Annotated in this window: 14 protein-coding genes; 3 read left to right on the top strand and 11 right to left on the bottom strand. The window is 72.0% G+C overall.

Features of this window, described 5'->3' with window-relative positions; all coding sequences use genetic code 11:
- Positions 1–6: 6 nt before the first annotated feature.
- Positions 7–909 (bottom strand): dihydropteroate synthase, encoded by a 903-nt coding sequence (locus tag CFI00_RS20660; RefSeq protein WP_207082839.1) that lies wholly within the window; start codon positions 907–909, stop codon positions 7–9.
- Between the two features lie 30 nt (positions 910–939).
- Between CFI00_RS20660 and CFI00_RS20655 the strand changes: the two genes are divergently transcribed.
- A complete protein-coding gene (locus tag CFI00_RS20655) occupies positions 940–1617 on the top strand; it encodes a dihydrofolate reductase family protein (protein ID WP_242532535.1) in 678 nt (225 codons plus the stop codon).
- Between the two features lie 7 nt (positions 1618–1624).
- Here CFI00_RS20655 and CFI00_RS20650 read toward each other — a convergent pair whose 3' ends face one another.
- The 5 genes from CFI00_RS20650 to CFI00_RS20630 form a co-directional block, all read right to left on the bottom strand.
- Complete coding sequence (locus CFI00_RS20650) at positions 1625–3547, bottom strand: glycosyl hydrolase family 28-related protein (RefSeq protein ID WP_207082838.1); 1923 nt, start codon at positions 3545–3547, stop codon at positions 1625–1627.
- Positions 3548–3636: 89 nt separating this feature from the next.
- A complete protein-coding gene (locus CFI00_RS20645; protein ID WP_207082837.1) occupies positions 3637–4164 on the bottom strand; it encodes a type 1 glutamine amidotransferase domain-containing protein in 528 nt (175 codons plus the stop codon).
- Positions 4165–4331: 167 nt separating this feature from the next.
- The gene (locus CFI00_RS20640; protein ID WP_207082836.1) at positions 4332–5282 is read right to left on the bottom strand and encodes a type IV toxin-antitoxin system AbiEi family antitoxin domain-containing protein; all 951 of its coding nucleotides are present in this window, start codon (positions 5280–5282) and stop codon (positions 4332–4334) included.
- Between the two features lie 196 nt (positions 5283–5478).
- On the bottom strand, positions 5479–6639 hold the full coding sequence (locus CFI00_RS20635) for an acyl-CoA dehydrogenase family protein (RefSeq protein WP_207082835.1): 1161 nt from the start codon (positions 6637–6639) through the stop codon (positions 5479–5481).
- 210 nt (positions 6640–6849) lie between these two features.
- Positions 6850–7932: a hypothetical protein gene (locus CFI00_RS20630; RefSeq protein ID WP_207082834.1), complete on the bottom strand. Its 1083-nt coding sequence runs from the start codon at positions 7930–7932 to the stop codon at positions 6850–6852.
- Positions 7933–7964: 32 nt separating this feature from the next.
- Between CFI00_RS20630 and CFI00_RS20625 the strand changes: the two genes are divergently transcribed.
- Positions 7965–8417 (top strand): VanZ family protein, encoded by a 453-nt coding sequence (locus CFI00_RS20625; protein ID WP_242532917.1) that lies wholly within the window; start codon positions 7965–7967, stop codon positions 8415–8417.
- On the opposite strand, the gene CFI00_RS20620 is transcribed toward CFI00_RS20625, so the two are convergent.
- Together CFI00_RS20620 and CFI00_RS20615 are read right to left on the bottom strand one after the other, a co-directional pair.
- Positions 8353–8643 carry a PqqD family peptide modification chaperone gene (locus CFI00_RS20620; RefSeq protein WP_207082832.1) on the bottom strand — a complete coding sequence of 97 codons (291 nt, stop codon included), beginning with the start codon at positions 8641–8643 and terminating at the stop codon, positions 8353–8355. The genes CFI00_RS20625 and CFI00_RS20620 overlap by 65 nt on opposite strands.
- The gene (locus CFI00_RS20615) at positions 8640–9497 is read right to left on the bottom strand and encodes a nucleotidyltransferase family protein (RefSeq protein ID WP_207082831.1); all 858 of its coding nucleotides are present in this window, start codon (positions 9495–9497) and stop codon (positions 8640–8642) included. The genes CFI00_RS20620 and CFI00_RS20615 overlap by 4 nt, the downstream gene beginning before the upstream one ends.
- A gap of 81 nt (positions 9498–9578) precedes the next feature.
- On the opposite strand from CFI00_RS20615, the gene CFI00_RS20610 reads away from it, so the two are divergent.
- Positions 9579–11117 carry a polysaccharide biosynthesis tyrosine autokinase gene (locus tag CFI00_RS20610; protein WP_207082830.1) on the top strand — a complete coding sequence of 513 codons (1539 nt, stop codon included), beginning with the start codon at positions 9579–9581 and terminating at the stop codon, positions 11115–11117.
- Positions 11118–11135: 18 nt separating this feature from the next.
- Here CFI00_RS20610 and CFI00_RS20605 read toward each other — a convergent pair whose 3' ends face one another.
- The 3 genes from CFI00_RS20605 to CFI00_RS20595 are packed head-to-tail and all read right to left on the bottom strand — an operon-like array spanning position 11136 to position 14573.
- Entirely contained in the window at positions 11136–12551 is a 1416-nt protein-coding gene (locus CFI00_RS20605; RefSeq protein WP_207082829.1) for a sugar transferase, read from the bottom strand.
- A gap of 1 nt (position 12552) precedes the next feature.
- Positions 12553–13665, bottom strand: coding sequence for a glycosyltransferase (locus CFI00_RS20600; RefSeq protein WP_207082828.1), 1113 nt, complete (start codon positions 13663–13665; stop codon positions 12553–12555).
- On the bottom strand, positions 13662–14573 hold the full coding sequence (locus tag CFI00_RS20595) for a glycosyltransferase family 4 protein (RefSeq protein ID WP_207082827.1): 912 nt from the start codon (positions 14571–14573) through the stop codon (positions 13662–13664). The genes CFI00_RS20600 and CFI00_RS20595 overlap by 4 nt, the downstream gene beginning before the upstream one ends.
- Between the last annotated feature and the right edge of the window lie 71 nt (positions 14574–14644).

Raw genomic sequence — 14644 nt, 5'->3', positions numbered from 1 at the left:
GGCTGGTCAGCGCACCGCGAGCTCGGTGACGCCCCGGAGCACCGAGCGCAGGTGCGGCACCTCGTGCGTGCGCAGCAGGTGCGTCCCGCCGAGCGCGGCGAAGACGCCGTAGAAGCCCTCGGCCTTGCGGAACTCGTCGCCGAAGATGTCGTAGGAGTGCGGCACCGCGTTGCAGACGGGTACGCCGAGGGGGCGCAGGCGGAAGACCTGGGCGAGCACCCGGGCCTGGTGGCGGGCGCGGGTGGGCGGGTCGACGAGGTTGCCGTAGTAGAAGCCCATGCCGGGGTCGACGACGACCTTGTCGACGCCGAGCGAGCGGGCGTGCGCGATCCGCGGCGCGAAGTGGTCGAGCAGCACCGGCATCGGGTCGGCGTCGGGCGGGACGTCGGCGATCTCGCGGACGTTGGCGGTCTCGCCGAAGCACATGACGACAGCGGCGTCGTACTCCGCGGCGAGCGCGAGCATCTCGTCCTCGTGCTGGCGGCCGGTCATGTTGAGGATGCGGGCCCCGGCGTCGAGGCAGGCGCGCACGACCTCGGGCTCGTAGGTCTCGACCGACACGACCGCCTCGTCGGCCAGGCCCTTCACCGCCGGCACCAGGCTGGCGACCTGGTCGTCGGCGGAGACCCGCGCAGCCGTGGCGTTGCTGGACTCGGCGCCAAGGTCGATGACCCCCGCGCCCTGCGCGACCTGGATCCGGCCCATCCGGACCGCGTCGGCCGGGCTGGTGGCCACGCTCTCGCGGTAGGTCGAGTCGCGCGAGAGGTTCACGCAGCCCATCAGGGTCAGCGGACCGTCACCGATGACGACGCGGCCACGCGGACCGTCGAGGACGACCGGTGCCACCGGGAGGTCCCAGGCCGCGCCGTGGTCGTTCTGGAGCGCTGCCAGGTCCGCCAGGGTGATCACGCCTGAAAGGGTAGGGGGCAGGATGAAGCGGTGAGCGAATCCCTCGAGCTGCAGCGGCTGTCCGACCTGTCCGACGACGAGCTGGCGGCGGCGTACACGCCGTCACGGGAGCCGTGGCTCCGGGTCAACTTCGTGAGCACCGTCGACGGTGCCGCGCAGGGCTCGGACGGGGTCAGCAAGAGCATCAACAACGACGCCGACAAGCGGGTCTTCGACGCGCTGCGCAGGCGGGCCGACTGCCTGGTGGTCGGCGCCGGCACGCTGCGCGACGAGGGGTACGACGTCCCGTCGATCCCGCTGGTGGTCGTGAGCCGCTCGGCCGACCTGCCGCCGACGCTGGCCGACGCCCCGCGCGGGCGGATCCTGATGGCGACGGTGGCCTCGGCCGGCGGGCTGGAGAAGGTCCGCGAGGAGCTGGGGGAGGAGCACGTGCTCGTGCTGGGCGAGGACGAGATCGACCTGCCCCTGCTGAAGGCCACGCTCGCCGAGCGGGGCTGGACCGAGCAGCTGTGCGAGGGCGGGCCGTCGTTGTTCGCCGACCTGCTCGCCGCCGAGGTCGTCGACGAGCTGTGCTGGACGATCGTGCCCGCCCTCACCGGCGGCGACGCCGTACGCATCGCCACCGGCGCGGAGGTGGAGGTCGCGCTGCGTCCCGCCCTGTTGCTGGAGCAGGACGGGACGCTGCTGGGACGCTGGCTGGTGGAGTGATCCCTGCTCAGGGAGCGGGGAAGTCCACGACGTAGCTCGGCGAGCTCGTGTTGGTGCTGTCCACCTGCGTCCCGGTGTCGTTGACGACGTGCCTGACGATGCCCGGCCCGCTCAGGTTGACCGTGAGGAGGTGGTGCAGTCGCACCCCGGCCCGCTCGGGCACCTCGAACCCGCTCTCGGTGATGATGTCCTCGTTGTTGCGGTTGAAGGCGTAGACCCCGCCGCCGAACAGCTGGTGGCGCTGCACGTCGTCGCCGACCTTGAAGCCCGCCCAGCCGAGCGTGCCGTCGGGTCGGGTCCAGTCGGCCTGCGTGGGCGGGTCGTAGGGGAGCTCGTTCTGGTAGAGCACGACGTGGCCGTCCTCGCCGTTCCAGATGGTGTTGTGCTCCTGGTAGTGCTCGACGAAGAGCCCGGTGGCGCTCACGCGGTCACCGTCCACGACGACCCCGACGCGACCGATGTTGGTGTTCCAGCGGTCGGTGTCACCGCTCTCGCCGGCCGTGAAGCCCTCGATGCCGTGGTCGGCGCGCCACACCCACGCGTGGTCGATGAGCACGTCGTCGGCGTCGACGCGCAGCGACACGTCGGCCTTGCCGACGTAAGGGCCGCCGACCCGGATGTAGACGTCGTTGAGCGTGGTGCTGGGAGTGGCGCTCGCGGTGTCGGTCGACGAGCCGTCGCCCTGGATGTGGACGAGGCTGTCGGAGAGCTGGGAGCCCGCGTCGACGGTGATGCCCGCGAGCACGACGCCCTCCACTCCCGGGCGTACGACGACCGGGGTGGAGCCACCGACCGCCTTCAGGGTCGCCTGGCCCATGCCGAGGACCACCGCGTCGTCGTGGTCGACGACCAGGCTGCGGTCGATTGCGTAGACCCCTGGGGTGAGCAGCAGGTTGCGGCCGCGCTCGAGGGCGCGCGCCAGGACGTGCGCCGGCTGGTTGGGGTTGGCGATGTGGAAGGAGGACAGCGGGAGGTTGCGGCCCGCGGTCGCGCCGTCGGCCCACGAGATGCCGCGGGAGTCGGTGCGTGCGTCCGGCACTCGCACCTGCCAGGCGCCGTCGTCACCGATGTGGAGGAAGGGCTTCTCACGGCTGAGCGGGGTGCGGTCGAGCGTGGTGTAGGGCGGAGTCGGGAACCCGGCTTCGGACGGGGCGCCGATCGTGCCGGCGAAGACCTGATTCCAGACGGCGTTCGACCACTCGCCGACCTCGCTGTTGCGGGTGAGCCACTGCTGCTGGGAGCCGTTGACGACGGTGCCCGCTCGGGAGTCCGCGAGGTAGCCGCCGCTGGCGTACTGCGGGCCCTGGCCGCAGTAGTCCATCAGCGACAGGGTGCCGCCGCGGACGTCGACGCGGCGCAGGGAGGAGGCCTGCGAGGTCCCCCAGAAGTTCGCCGTCGCGCGGCAGCCGTCCTGGCCCCTGCCGTTGACGTCGATCGTCAGGTTGGACAGCGAGCGCCAGAAGTTGTTGAGCGCCACGCAGTAGGGCTGGAACGGGCCGTCGGTGAGACAGCGGTTGTAGACCTCGACCTTGCCGTTGATGACCACGTCGGACGGGCTCGCGCCGAGACCGGCGACCTCGGTGTAGTAGCCGACCTTGATCTGCAGCGGCTCGGTCGCGGTGCCATAGGTGCCGGGCTTGAACAGCAAGCTCCAGCGCTGGCCGGACATCTCGGCGTCGACCTGCTGCTGCCAGATCGCGTCGGCCCGCTTGCGGATCTGCGCGACCGGCATCGACGGGTCGAAGACCAGGACGCGCTTGCCGAGGTCAGGCTCGGTGTCGTCGGAAGCGGCCGGCGCGGGTGCCGGCGCGGCCGTGCTCGGGGCGATGGTCGGGGCCGTCAGCCCGACCACGGTCAGGGCGAGGGCCGTCAGGGCCGCGCGCAGCGGCGTACGACGAGGTCGGCGGGGGTGCGGAAGCGGATGGGACATGGGGGGACCTTCCGGGTGTGAGAGCGCTTCCATTCAGGATGCACAATCGCTGTGACCGCCGCCACACCCGGGGTCCGCCCTGAGACGGATCAGCCGTCGAGCGCGTCCAGCAGGGCCTTCGAAAAGGCCGGGATGTCGTCGGGGTTGCGGCTGGTGATGAGGTTGCCGTCGACGACGACCTCCTCGTCCACCCACTCGCCGCCACCGTTGCGGATGTCGGTCTGCAGGCTCGGCCAGCTCGCGACCCGCTTGCCCTGCACGCGGTCGGCCTCGACGAGGGTCCAGGCCGCGTGGCAGATCGCCGCGACCGGCTTGCCCGAGTCGACGAAGTCACGGATGAAGGCCACGGCCTCCTCGTCCATGCGCAGGGCGTCGGGGTTGGCGACGCCGCCGGGCAGGACGAGCGCGTCGTAGTCGGCGACGGCCACGTCGGCCACGCGCCGGTCGACGCGCTGGGTGCTCGACTTGTCGAGGTGCTGGAAGAGCTGGACCTCGTCCTCGTCGAGCGAGAGGAGCTCGGCGGTGTGGCCGGCGTCGACGGCGGCCTGCCACGGCTTCGTGAGCTCGACCTCCTCGACGCCCTCGGATGCGGTCAGGAATGCGATTCGCTTGGACATGGCTCCACGCTTGCTCGCCGGGTGGAGGGCGACAACCGCCTTCGGGGTGGGGGCTTGCGTCGCGTTCGCGTCGCGTTCCCCGGGTACCCGGGGAAACTGGAGGTTCGCCTCCGAAACTTCGGGGTGGAGGCTCCAGTTTGGGGCAATGAGCCCGTACGCGCGAGCGCTCAGGCGGCCCTGCTCCGTGACTCGAGGATCTTGCGGATCCGCGCCCCGAGCTGTTGGGGCGCCCCGAGCTGGGCCCACGTGATGCGGATGCAGACCCAGCCGGTGAGCTGGCAGATGCGCTCCTCGCGTTCTTTCTCCCGCAGCAGGAACTCCTCGAGCGTCTCGCCGGGCCGCCGATGGAGCTCGTACTTGATCCTGCCGTCGAACTCCAGGAACACCCCGAGCTCGACCCACGCGAAGTCCACCCGCGCGAACCGCGCGCCGCGCTCGTCGAGAATCCAGACCTGTGGCTCGGGCCTGAGCAGCCCCTGGCTGTAGAAGAAGTACGCCGTACGCGACTCACCCGCCGACTCCCGCCGCCCGTCCGCCAGGCGCAGCACGACGTTGGTGCGCAGGCTGTTGGGCCACCATCGGGTGCGGTGGGCGAACTGGCGTACGCCGCTCGTCGTCGTCAGCCCGGCATGGAGCAGGCCGTCGACGGTGATCAGCGCAGACTCCACGGTGGAGACGGTCGTCATCTCAACGGCGCAACGCGTGGCGAGGGAGACAGGCACACCGTTGATCACCTTGACGTGGTACTTCGGCATCGAGCCGGCGTGCTGCACCCGGTCGCACTCCTTGCGCCCGGCGCGGCCATCGGTGCGGGTGGTGTGGACCTTCGTGAGGTCGTGACCCCACACCGGTGCCCCCTGCTCGATCGCCGACGACACGTGGGTGAGCACGGTGGTGGGATGGGCTCGTGCGAGGACGGCACGCGCGAGGACGCGGTGACGGTCGGCGGGGCCGAGGGAGTCCCACAGCGTCGCGTCGCAGTAGCTGCCGTGCCGCACTCGGTGCAGCTCGCCGCTCTTGACCATCGTGCGGATCTGGCGGTCCGTGTAGCCGGAGTCGAGGAGCTCGCGCCGGAGCACGACGACGCCAGTGAGGTCGATGAGGTCGGAGGTGGACATGTACGCCAACTGCCCGGCGGCCAGGGTCCCGAACCCCGCGATCTGGCGCCTGTGGACAAACGGGTGGCGTGGGGGCGGCTCGACGACGCCCTGTGGCCGAGCTTCTGGGCCCAAACTGGAGCCTTGCCCGCGAAGTTTCGAGGTGGAGGCTCCAGTTTCCCCGGGTACCCGGGGATCGCGACCCCCCAGCCCCGCCTCAGCCGATGGCGCCGGCGTTGTCCTTCGCCAGCGAGCGGGAGATGACCATCCGCTGGATCTGGTTGGTCCCCTCGAAGATCTGCATCACCTTCGCCTCGCGCATGTAGCGCTCGACGGGGAAGTCGCGGGTGTAGCCGTAGCCCCCGAGGACCTGCACGGCGTCGGTGGTGACCTTCATGGCGTTGTCGGTGGCGACGAGCTTGGCGACCGACGCCTCGCGGGAGAAGGGCAGCCCTGCGTCCTTGAGGCGCGCGGTGTGCAGCATCGTCGCGCGGGCGGAGACGATCGCGGCCTCCATGTCCGCGAGCACGAAGGCCAGGCCCTGGTGGTCGATGATCCGAGAGCCGAACGTCTCGCGCTCCCGGGCGTACGCCACCGCGGAGTCGAGGGCGCCCTGGGCGAGCCCGACGGCCACGGCGGCGATGCCGAGGCGGCCGGAGTCGAGACCGGCGAGCGCGATCCGCAGGCCGTCACCCTCGTTGCCGAGGAGGCGGTCGGCGTCGATGCGTACGTCGTCGAAGCGCATGGTCGCGGTGGCCGAGCCGGTCAGGCCCATCTTCCGCTCCGGCGGGTCGGCGGACAGACCCTCGGCGTCGGCCGGCACCAGGAAGCAGGAGATGCCGTTGCGGTCGTCGGAGGTCCGCGCCATCACCTTGTAGAAGTCGGCGTGGCCGCCGTGGGTCGTCCAGGCCTTCGCGCCGTTCAGGACGTAGGAGTCGCCGTCGCGACGTGCGGTCGTACGCATCGCCGCGGGGTCGGAGCCCGCGTGCGGCTCGGAGAGACAGTAGGCGCCGAGCAGGTCGCCGCCGAGCATGTCGGGCAGCCACCGCGCCTTCTGCTCCTCGGTGCCGAACTCGGCGAGGCCGAAGCACGAGAGCGCGTGGACGGACACGCCGACGCCGACCGAGGACCACACGGATCCGATCTCCTCGAGCACCTGGAGGTAGACCTCGTAGGGCTGGTCGCCGCCACCGACCTCCTCGGGGTAGGGCAGTGACAGCAGGCCGGCCTGGCCGAGCATGCGGAAGACCTCGCGCGGGAACGTCTCGGTGGCCTCCGCCTCCGCGGACCGCGGCGCGAGCTCCTTGGTCGCGATCTCGCGCGTGAGGGCGAGCAGGTCGCGGGCCTCGTCGGTGGGCAGCTGGCGGCGTGCGGTCATGTGACGCACGTTACCGGCGGCGCCCGCGGGCCCGAAGTCGGCGACCTGCGCCCAAGGTTCCGGTGCCAAGCTGGAGCCTCACCCCCGAAGTTTCGGGGTGGAGGCTCCACTTTCCCCGGGTACCCGGGGATCGCGACCCGACCAGGGAGCCCGGGGATCGCGACCCGACCCAGGGAGCCCGGGGAACGCGACGGCCAAGGACCCCCGACCTCACACCACCGGCCACGAGAGCGGCGGGGCGATCATCCCCTCCTCGGTCATGAGAGCGAGCGCGTCGGAGACCAGCCCGGGGGCGTCGGGGTGCTCGCCCCAGAGCTCCCGGGCGCGGGCGACGAGCTCGCCGGCCGAGCAGGGCACCTCGAGCGCCAGCCAGATCAGCACCCCGAGCCCGGCGAGCACGTGGACCCGGTCGTCGACCATCAGCACCAGCTCGTCGTCGTACTCCACCGCGTCGCGCCACGGGGCGCGGGTCCAGCTGTCGCCCGGCGGGGCGGGTACGTCGGCGACGCCGGGGTGGTGCAGCCGCGGGGCGGGCGGCTGGCCCTCGACGTCGAGCAGGTGGACGAGGTCGTCGATCCAGTCGGCGAACTCGCGGTAGTGCAGCGCCCAGGCGCCGCCGCAGGCGTCGAGCGTGTCGGCCAGGCGCAGGATCGGGTGCTCGAGGAGGGCCAGCGAGGAGCTCTGGGTCACCATCTCGGCGATGGCGTGGGCGGGCGCGAGCGGCACCAGGCCGTCGTCGTCCTCACCGCGGTGCAGCAGCACGATGCGGTGCAGCCGGGCCTGCGCGGGCGGCTGCACGAGGCCGAGCTCGTCGGGCGACAGCGACTGCTTGAGGTGCGGCGAGCCGCCGTCGGGGATGACGGACAGCGGCTTGGGGTGGGAGTGCACGGCCAGGGTGTCGTCGACGGAGGTGGTCTCGTCGGTGAGGTAGCCCAGGCGCCCGGCCAGCTGGCGTACGGCGGTGGTCTTGCCGGTCCCCGACGCCCCGACCAGCGCGAGGGCGCGGCCCTCGGGGTCGGCGACGGCGCCGGCGTGGAGGTTGATGCGTCGCCCGGCGGTGGCCTCGAGCGCGGCCATCGTGACGCGCGAGGTGATGGCGTAGTCGTGGGCGACGTCGTCGGTCCCGTTGTCGGTCAGGTCCGTGAGGTCGACCACCGTCACGGGCGCGGCGTCGGTGAGCGCGCGGCTCCACTGCCCGCGGAGGCGATCGGCGGCGGCGCCGGTGACGGGGATCCCGATCGGCACACCGAGGGCCGCCACCACCACGGCCGGCGGACCTGCCTGTGTGCTCACGGCGCCCACTCTAGGGTGGCGGCGTGGGCTGGATGCGCGATCACCGGATGCTGGTGGTCGCGTCGGTGGCGTACGCCGTCGGGCTCGGGGTGCTGGTGGCGGGGCCCTGGGGCGAGGACCTCAACGACCTGACCGTGCGGTGCTACACGTTCTTCCGCTACGACTGGCCGATCGCGCCGGGATGGGCGCTGCCGCACCACTACGGCGTGCTGCTCAACATGGTGCTCTTCGTGCCGGTGGGCGCGCTGCTGGTGACGCTGCTGCGGTGGAAGTGGTGGGCCGCGGTGCTGGTGGCGGGGCTGTGCTCGGCGGCCATCGAGGTCGTGCAGGCGCAGTGGCTGCTCGAGCGGATCGGCAGTGTGGACGACGTCGTCGCCAACACCGTCGGCGCGGCGCTCGGCGCGTTCGGCGCCCTCGCGCTCACTCTTCGCAGACGACACCGATCACGACGAGCTGGTCGACCAGGGTGGCCACGTCCTCGCTGATCTCCTCCGGCGCGGCCTCGGTCATCGAAGCGGCGGCGGCGGTGATCTCGGCCAGCGTGCCGCCCTCGGCGAGCGCCAGCCACACGACGCACCCCGATCCCTCGAGCAGGATCGGCGGGCCCTTGGGCAGGCGGGTGAGGTAGGCCGTCGGCACCTCGCCCCCGTCGAGGTCCTCCTCGCTCACCCACGCGATGTCGTCGGCGATGCGGTAGTGGTGCTCGCTCACGTGCGCCTCATCCGGCTCGACAGCTCGGTGACCGCGCGCCGCACCCTCAGCCGCTGCCGGGCGCGGACCTCCGTGCGCGTCGGGGCGCGACCGAGCTCCATGCGCAGGTGGTCGCGATTGACCCGCATCGCCGCGGTCAGCAGCTCGGCCTTGGCCCGCACCGTGGTCGCCGCGGCCAGGCGGGCGCGCCACTCGTCGAGCCGGCTCCCGCCCTGCGTGACGTGGCGCCAGAGCAGGTAGGTCGGGTCGTCGCGGTGCAGCTCCAGCTCGCCGATGCCGGCGGCGAGCGCGACCTCGGCGTGCAGCTCGGCGGCGAGGGCGCGTACGGCGTCCTGCTCGTGGGGCTCCGCGCCGCTCCACGCGTGGTCGAGGTCGGCGGTGCCGCCCGAGCGGGCGGAGTGCAGCACGAGGATCAGCCGCTGTGCGGTGCGGTCAGGCACGTGGCAGTCGCGGTGGGCGATGGGGCGTACGACGCGGTCGCGGGCGAGGACGTCGAAAGCCTGCTCGGCGTCGACGGTGACCCCGGGCCAGCTCACGTGCACGTCCACCCAGCCCCAGTCGTCGTGCCACCAGTTGGCGGCGTGGGCGAAGACGGACCCGGTGGCGAAGCCGGTGCGCTGCTCGAAGCCGACCGACTCCACCGCGGCGACCAGCCTGGAGAGGTGGCTGGGGCGCACCAGGACGTCGACGTCGCTGGAGTGGCGTCCCTCGGCGCGCAGTCCCGGCAGGACGGCCGGTCCCTTGAGGTGGAGCAGGTCGATGCCGGCGTCGTCGGCGAGCTTCTGCACGACGGCGTGCGCGAGGTGGACGCGAGCGGCGATAGGCGCGGCCCGCACGTCCGACTCCTCGCTCATGCGGCCATCGTGCCAGCCCCGGCGCGGCGAGTGTCGCTGAATCGACCGGGCGGCGACGGCCCGCGGCCTACACTCGCGAGCATGACGTTCGGGGACTTCGTTCGGCTGAGCCGCGCCTACGTGTGGGTGCTGGTCGGCTGCACGATCCTCGGCGCCCTCCTGATGATCGGCAAGACGACGCGGGACCCGGTGCTCTACTCCGCCACGTCGTCCGGCCTGGTGCGTGTCGGCCAGGCCACCACGGCCGGTGAGGAGCAGGGCAACGCCCAGCTCGCCGAGGACAAGGCGAACCTCTACGCCTTCCTCGTCTCCAAGACCCCGGTGGCCGAGCAGGTCGTGGAGGACCTCGACCTGGCCATCCCGCCCAGCGCGATCGCGGGCCGCTTCTCGGCCTCGGTCGACGCCGACGTCAACTCCCTCACCGTCTCGGCCATCGGCAGCACGCCCGAGGAGGCGCGCGACCTCGCCAACGCCGTCGTCGACGCGGTCGTCGTGGTCGCGCAGCAGATCGAGACCGGCGAGGAGAACCCCCGTGAGCCCCCGCTCACGCGGATCATCCCGCTCGAGGAGGCGCAGCTGCCGGGCGCGCCGTTCACCCCCGACTACCGCGGCGCCGCGATGAAGGGCGCCATCGGCGGCCTCGCGCTCGCCTACGCCTTCCTCGTCGGTCGCCGCCTGATCGACCGCCGCGTCCGCTCGGCCAAGCACGTCGAGGACGCCACCGGCGCCTCCGTGCTGGGGGTCATCCCGAAGGATGACGCGTTGGGCCGCGTCCACCGCGGGGTGCGCGGCGACCTGGGCCGGGCGGCCGAGGCGTTCCGCCAGCTGCGCACCAACCTGCGCTTCGTCGACGTCGACAACGAGCCCCGGCGCATCGTGGTCACCTCCGCGCTGGCCGGCGAGGGCAAGTCGACGGTCTCCTCCAACATCGCCCGCCTGGTCGCCCAGGCCGGCACCCCGGTGCTGCTGATCGACGCCGACCTGCGTCGCCCGATGATCGCGACCACCTTCGAGGTCGACGGTGCCGTCGGCCTGACCCAGGCGCTGGCCGGCGACGTCGACGTGCGCGACGTCATCGTCGAGTCCGGCATGGCCAACCTGAGCCTGCTGCCGGCCGGCCGCATCCCGCCCAACCCGAGCGAGCTGCTCGGCTCGCTGCGGATGAAGCAGTTCGTCGACGAGCTCTCCGTCGACTACCTCGTGATCCTCGACGCCCCGCCGCTGCTGCCGGTCACCGACGCGGGCCTGCTGTCGGCCTTCTGCGACGGCGCCCTGCTGGTGCAGGCGGCCGGCAAGACGCAGATCGAGCAGAGCCAGCAGTGCCGCCGCATCCTGGACCAGGTCGGCAGCCGCCTGCTCGGCGTCGTGCTCAACAAGGCGCCGGTCAAGGGTGCCGCGGCGATCGCCTACGGCGGTGGCTATGGCAGCTACGGGGGCTACGGCGGCTACAAGGCGGAGTACGCCTCCCGCGAGGCCTACTCCACCGCTGGCAAGGGCCGACGGCGCAAGCAGGCCAAGGCCGAGGCGAAGGCCGAGTCGAAGGCCGAGTCGAAGGCGGAGGCGAAGGCAGAGTCGAAGACCGCGAAGGCGGCCGCGCAGGAGAAGGCCGCGAAGTCCTGATCTCCACCGGGGACAGGGTCAGTACGCCCCGCGGCTGGCCAGCACGGCGGTGACGGTGCGCGCCAGGATCAGCAGGTCCTGGACCATCGACCAGTTGTCGACGTAGTAGAGGTCGAGGCGCACGGTGTCCTCCCACGAGAGGTCCGAGCGCCCGGAGACCTGCCAGAGGCCGGTCATGCCCGGGAGCACGTTGAGCCGGCGCAGCATGTCGTCCTCGTACCTCTCCACCTCCGAGGGCAGCGGCGGGCGCGGGCCGACGAGGCTCATCTCGCCGCGTACGACGTTCCAGAGCTGGGGCAGCTCGTCGAGCGAGAAGCGGCGGATGAAGCGCCCGGGCCGCGTGACGCGCGGGTCGGTGGTCGACTTGAAGAGGACGTGGTCGGCGCGCGGGTCGAGGTCGGCGAGGCGCTGCTCGGCGTCGATGGACATGGAGCGCAGCTTGAGGCAGGTGAACTCCGCTCCCTCGCGCCCGACGCGGGTCTGGCGGAAGAGCGCCGGGCCGCCGTCGTGGCGCTTCACCCAGATCATCAGGAAGGCCAGCAGCGGCCAGACGAGGGCGAGGATGACGATCGCTCCCACGACGTCGAAGGCCCGCTTGGCGTCGTTGGTGGCCAGCTGCGAGCGCGAGCGGCCCAGGTGCATGAGCGGCAAGCCGGCCACCGGTCGGATCCGGACCCGTTCGCTGGAGACGTCGGTGACGTTGGGAGCGACGATGATCTGCACATTGGCGTGGTCCTCGAGGTCCCAGGCCAGGCGGCGCAGGGCGGTGGAGCTGCTGACCGCGCCGGCGGTGAAGAAGACGATGTCGGGCGACAGCTCGTCGACGACCGCCCGCACGTCCTCGCTGTGACCGAGGACGGGGATGCCGCTCGAGGTGCGCTCGAGCCCGGCGTAGTCGCTGGGCACGAGGCAGCCCATGACCCGGTAGCCGAGCCACGACTCGCGGGTGAGGACGGTGTTGATCTCGCCGATGTAGCCCGGCGTGCCGACGAGCAGGACCGTCTCGTTGAAGTGCCCGGCGCTGCGCAGGCGCTGGATGATCCGTCGCGAGATGAGGCGCCCGACGAGCAGCAGCAGCACGCCGATCGGGAAGAGGAGGACGAAGAACCCGCGGGAGAGGGGGTACTGCATGAGGAAGGCCATCGTCGCGACCAGCGCCGCGGTGAAGAAGGAGGCGTTGACGACGAGCTTGAACTCCTCGGTGCCTGCGCCGAAGACGTGGCGCTCGTAGGTCCCGAAGATCGACAGCATCACCAGCCAGGTGGCGACGAAGAACCCGCTCGCCAGGACCGTGTTCTCCAGGACGTCACCGGCGGTGTCGAAGATGGGCAGCGTCAGTCGGAACCGGATCGCCATGGCCGTGGCCGTGGTGATCATCACCAGGTCGATGGCGCCGATCAGCCAGGGGAGCAGGCGGATGCCTTCGGGGCGCACGTCACTTCCCCCTGTCCTGCCGCAGTGCGATCGAGCGGATCCGGTCGATGAAGCGGGCCTCGCCGAACTCCTCGGCCCGCTTCGTGAGTCTGTCAGGGTCCCAGCCGTGGTGCTCGGACTTCTCGAGCGCGGCAGTGATGAGCTCGGGCTCGGGGCTGTCGAAGAAGAGCCCCGTCTCGCCCTCGACGACGGTCTCCAGGAAGCCGCCGCCACGCAGCGCGACCGACGGGACGCCGAAGGCCGCCGCCTCGAGCGGCGTCAGGCCGAAGTCCTCGTGGCTGGCCGCGACGAGCACGTCCGCGTCGGCGTACACCGCACGGAGCTGGGCGTCGCTGAGCCCGCCGAGCAGGCGCACGTTCGCCGGCAGCGTGGCACGCAGCCGTGCCTCCTCGGGGCCGCGCCCGACGACGACGAGGCGCCGGCCGGTGCCGCGTACGGCCTCGATCACCGCGTCGACGTTCTTGTAGGGCAGCAGCCGCGAGACCACGAGCGCGTAGCCGGGGTCCCAGCCCGCGAGCTCGGGCACCGGCTCGCGGGACGCGGAGGCGTCCATGCCGTGGGGCGGCGGCAGCAGCTCGGCGTCGCGACCGTACGTCATCGCGATCCGCTGCTGCACCACGCGGCTGTTGGCGAGGTAGACGTCCACCTGCGCGGCCCGGTCGCGGTCCCAGCGCTTGAGGATCGGCCGCATCGCGAGCAGGGGCGGGCCGAGCGGGGAGCGCCACGCGGTGCCGCCGAGGTACTCGTCGGTCTGGTAGAGCCAGCGGGCCGGGTTGTGGCAGTAGACGACCGTCCGTCCGGGGGCGTCGAAGCCGTGCGCCCAACCGCTGCTGGAGGCGACGACGACGTCGGCGTCGACCCGCATCCGGGAGGCCGCAGGGGCGAGGAGCGGCAGCGCGAGGCGGTGGTCGCGCCGGAAGGCGCCGATGCGGTTGAGGGGCGAGGTGCGGATGTCGGCGCCGGCGAAGTCGGGGTAGGTGCCGTCGGGGTCGTAGAGGGTGGTGTGCACCGGTGCCTCGGGGAAGGCGCGCATCAGGCTCAGCACCACGCGCTCGGCTCCGCCGCGTTGGGTGAGGTAGTCGTGGGCGATCGCCACGTGCGCGCGCGTGCTCATCCGACCCCCAGGTCCGTCAGCAACCGCTCCACCCGCATCCGGCCGGCCCGGGGGGAGAACTCGTCCTCCCACCGCTGCCGCGCCCGGTCGGTCACGAGGCGCACCTCCTCCGGGGTGGCGGCGAGCGCGCGCGTGACGACGGCGGCGAGGTCGTCAACGTCACCGGCCCGGGCGACCCAAGGGTGCTCGGGGCCCGCGACCTCGGGCAGCGCGCCCGCGTCGGAGACGACGTAGGGGACGCCGGCGGCCATCGCCTCGGCGGCGACGAGGCCGAACGGCTCTGGCCAGACGCTGGGAAACACGACGACGCCGACCTGGGCGAAGAGATCAGCCGGCGTGACGTGTCCGAGCCGAACCACTCGAGGACCGAGACGTGTGAGGTCTTCCTCGACGGCGCGTAGGTCTTCGTCGCTGACGTAGCGCGAGTCGCCGCCGAGGACCAGGCGAGCTGTCGGTTCCAGGTGCTTCATGGCGCGGGCGAGGACATCGACGCCCTTGTCCGTGGAGATCCGGCCGAGGTAGCCCACATCCTGGGATCGAGCGCCGTCGCCGACCAGCACGGGAAGCTCCGCGGTCCAGTTGGCGTGGCTGCGGCTGCCTCGGATCCGCCTCGACATGTCGGACGAAGGAACGAGGGTGGCAAGTGCCCCTCGCCGGGCGACGGCTGCTGCGAGGCGCTGGGCTCGGCCGCGCGGATCCTGGTGGAGGTGCACGATCCGGTCGGGATGGCCGGACGTGGCCAACGACGGCACCAGCCCGTGGCACCAGAGGATCCCGCGACGGGCATCCCGGTCCCATGCTCGCAATGCGCGGAGGTAGTCGCGGCGACCGTCGGACCGGATCGCCACGGCGTCGGCACCAGCGGCCGCCGCAGAGTCGAGGACCTCGCTGGGTTGGTCGGCAGACACCACAGTCACTCGATGGCCCAGGTCCACCAACACCTCTGCATGTCTGAGGAGCATGAGCTCACCACCGCCGA

Origin of the sequence: Nocardioides sp. S5 (assembly GCF_017310035.1) — a bacterium.
In the GTDB taxonomy this organism is placed as follows: Bacteria; Actinomycetota; Actinomycetes; order Propionibacteriales; family Nocardioidaceae; genus Nocardioides.
This window is presented reverse-complemented; position numbering and strand designations above follow the sequence as displayed.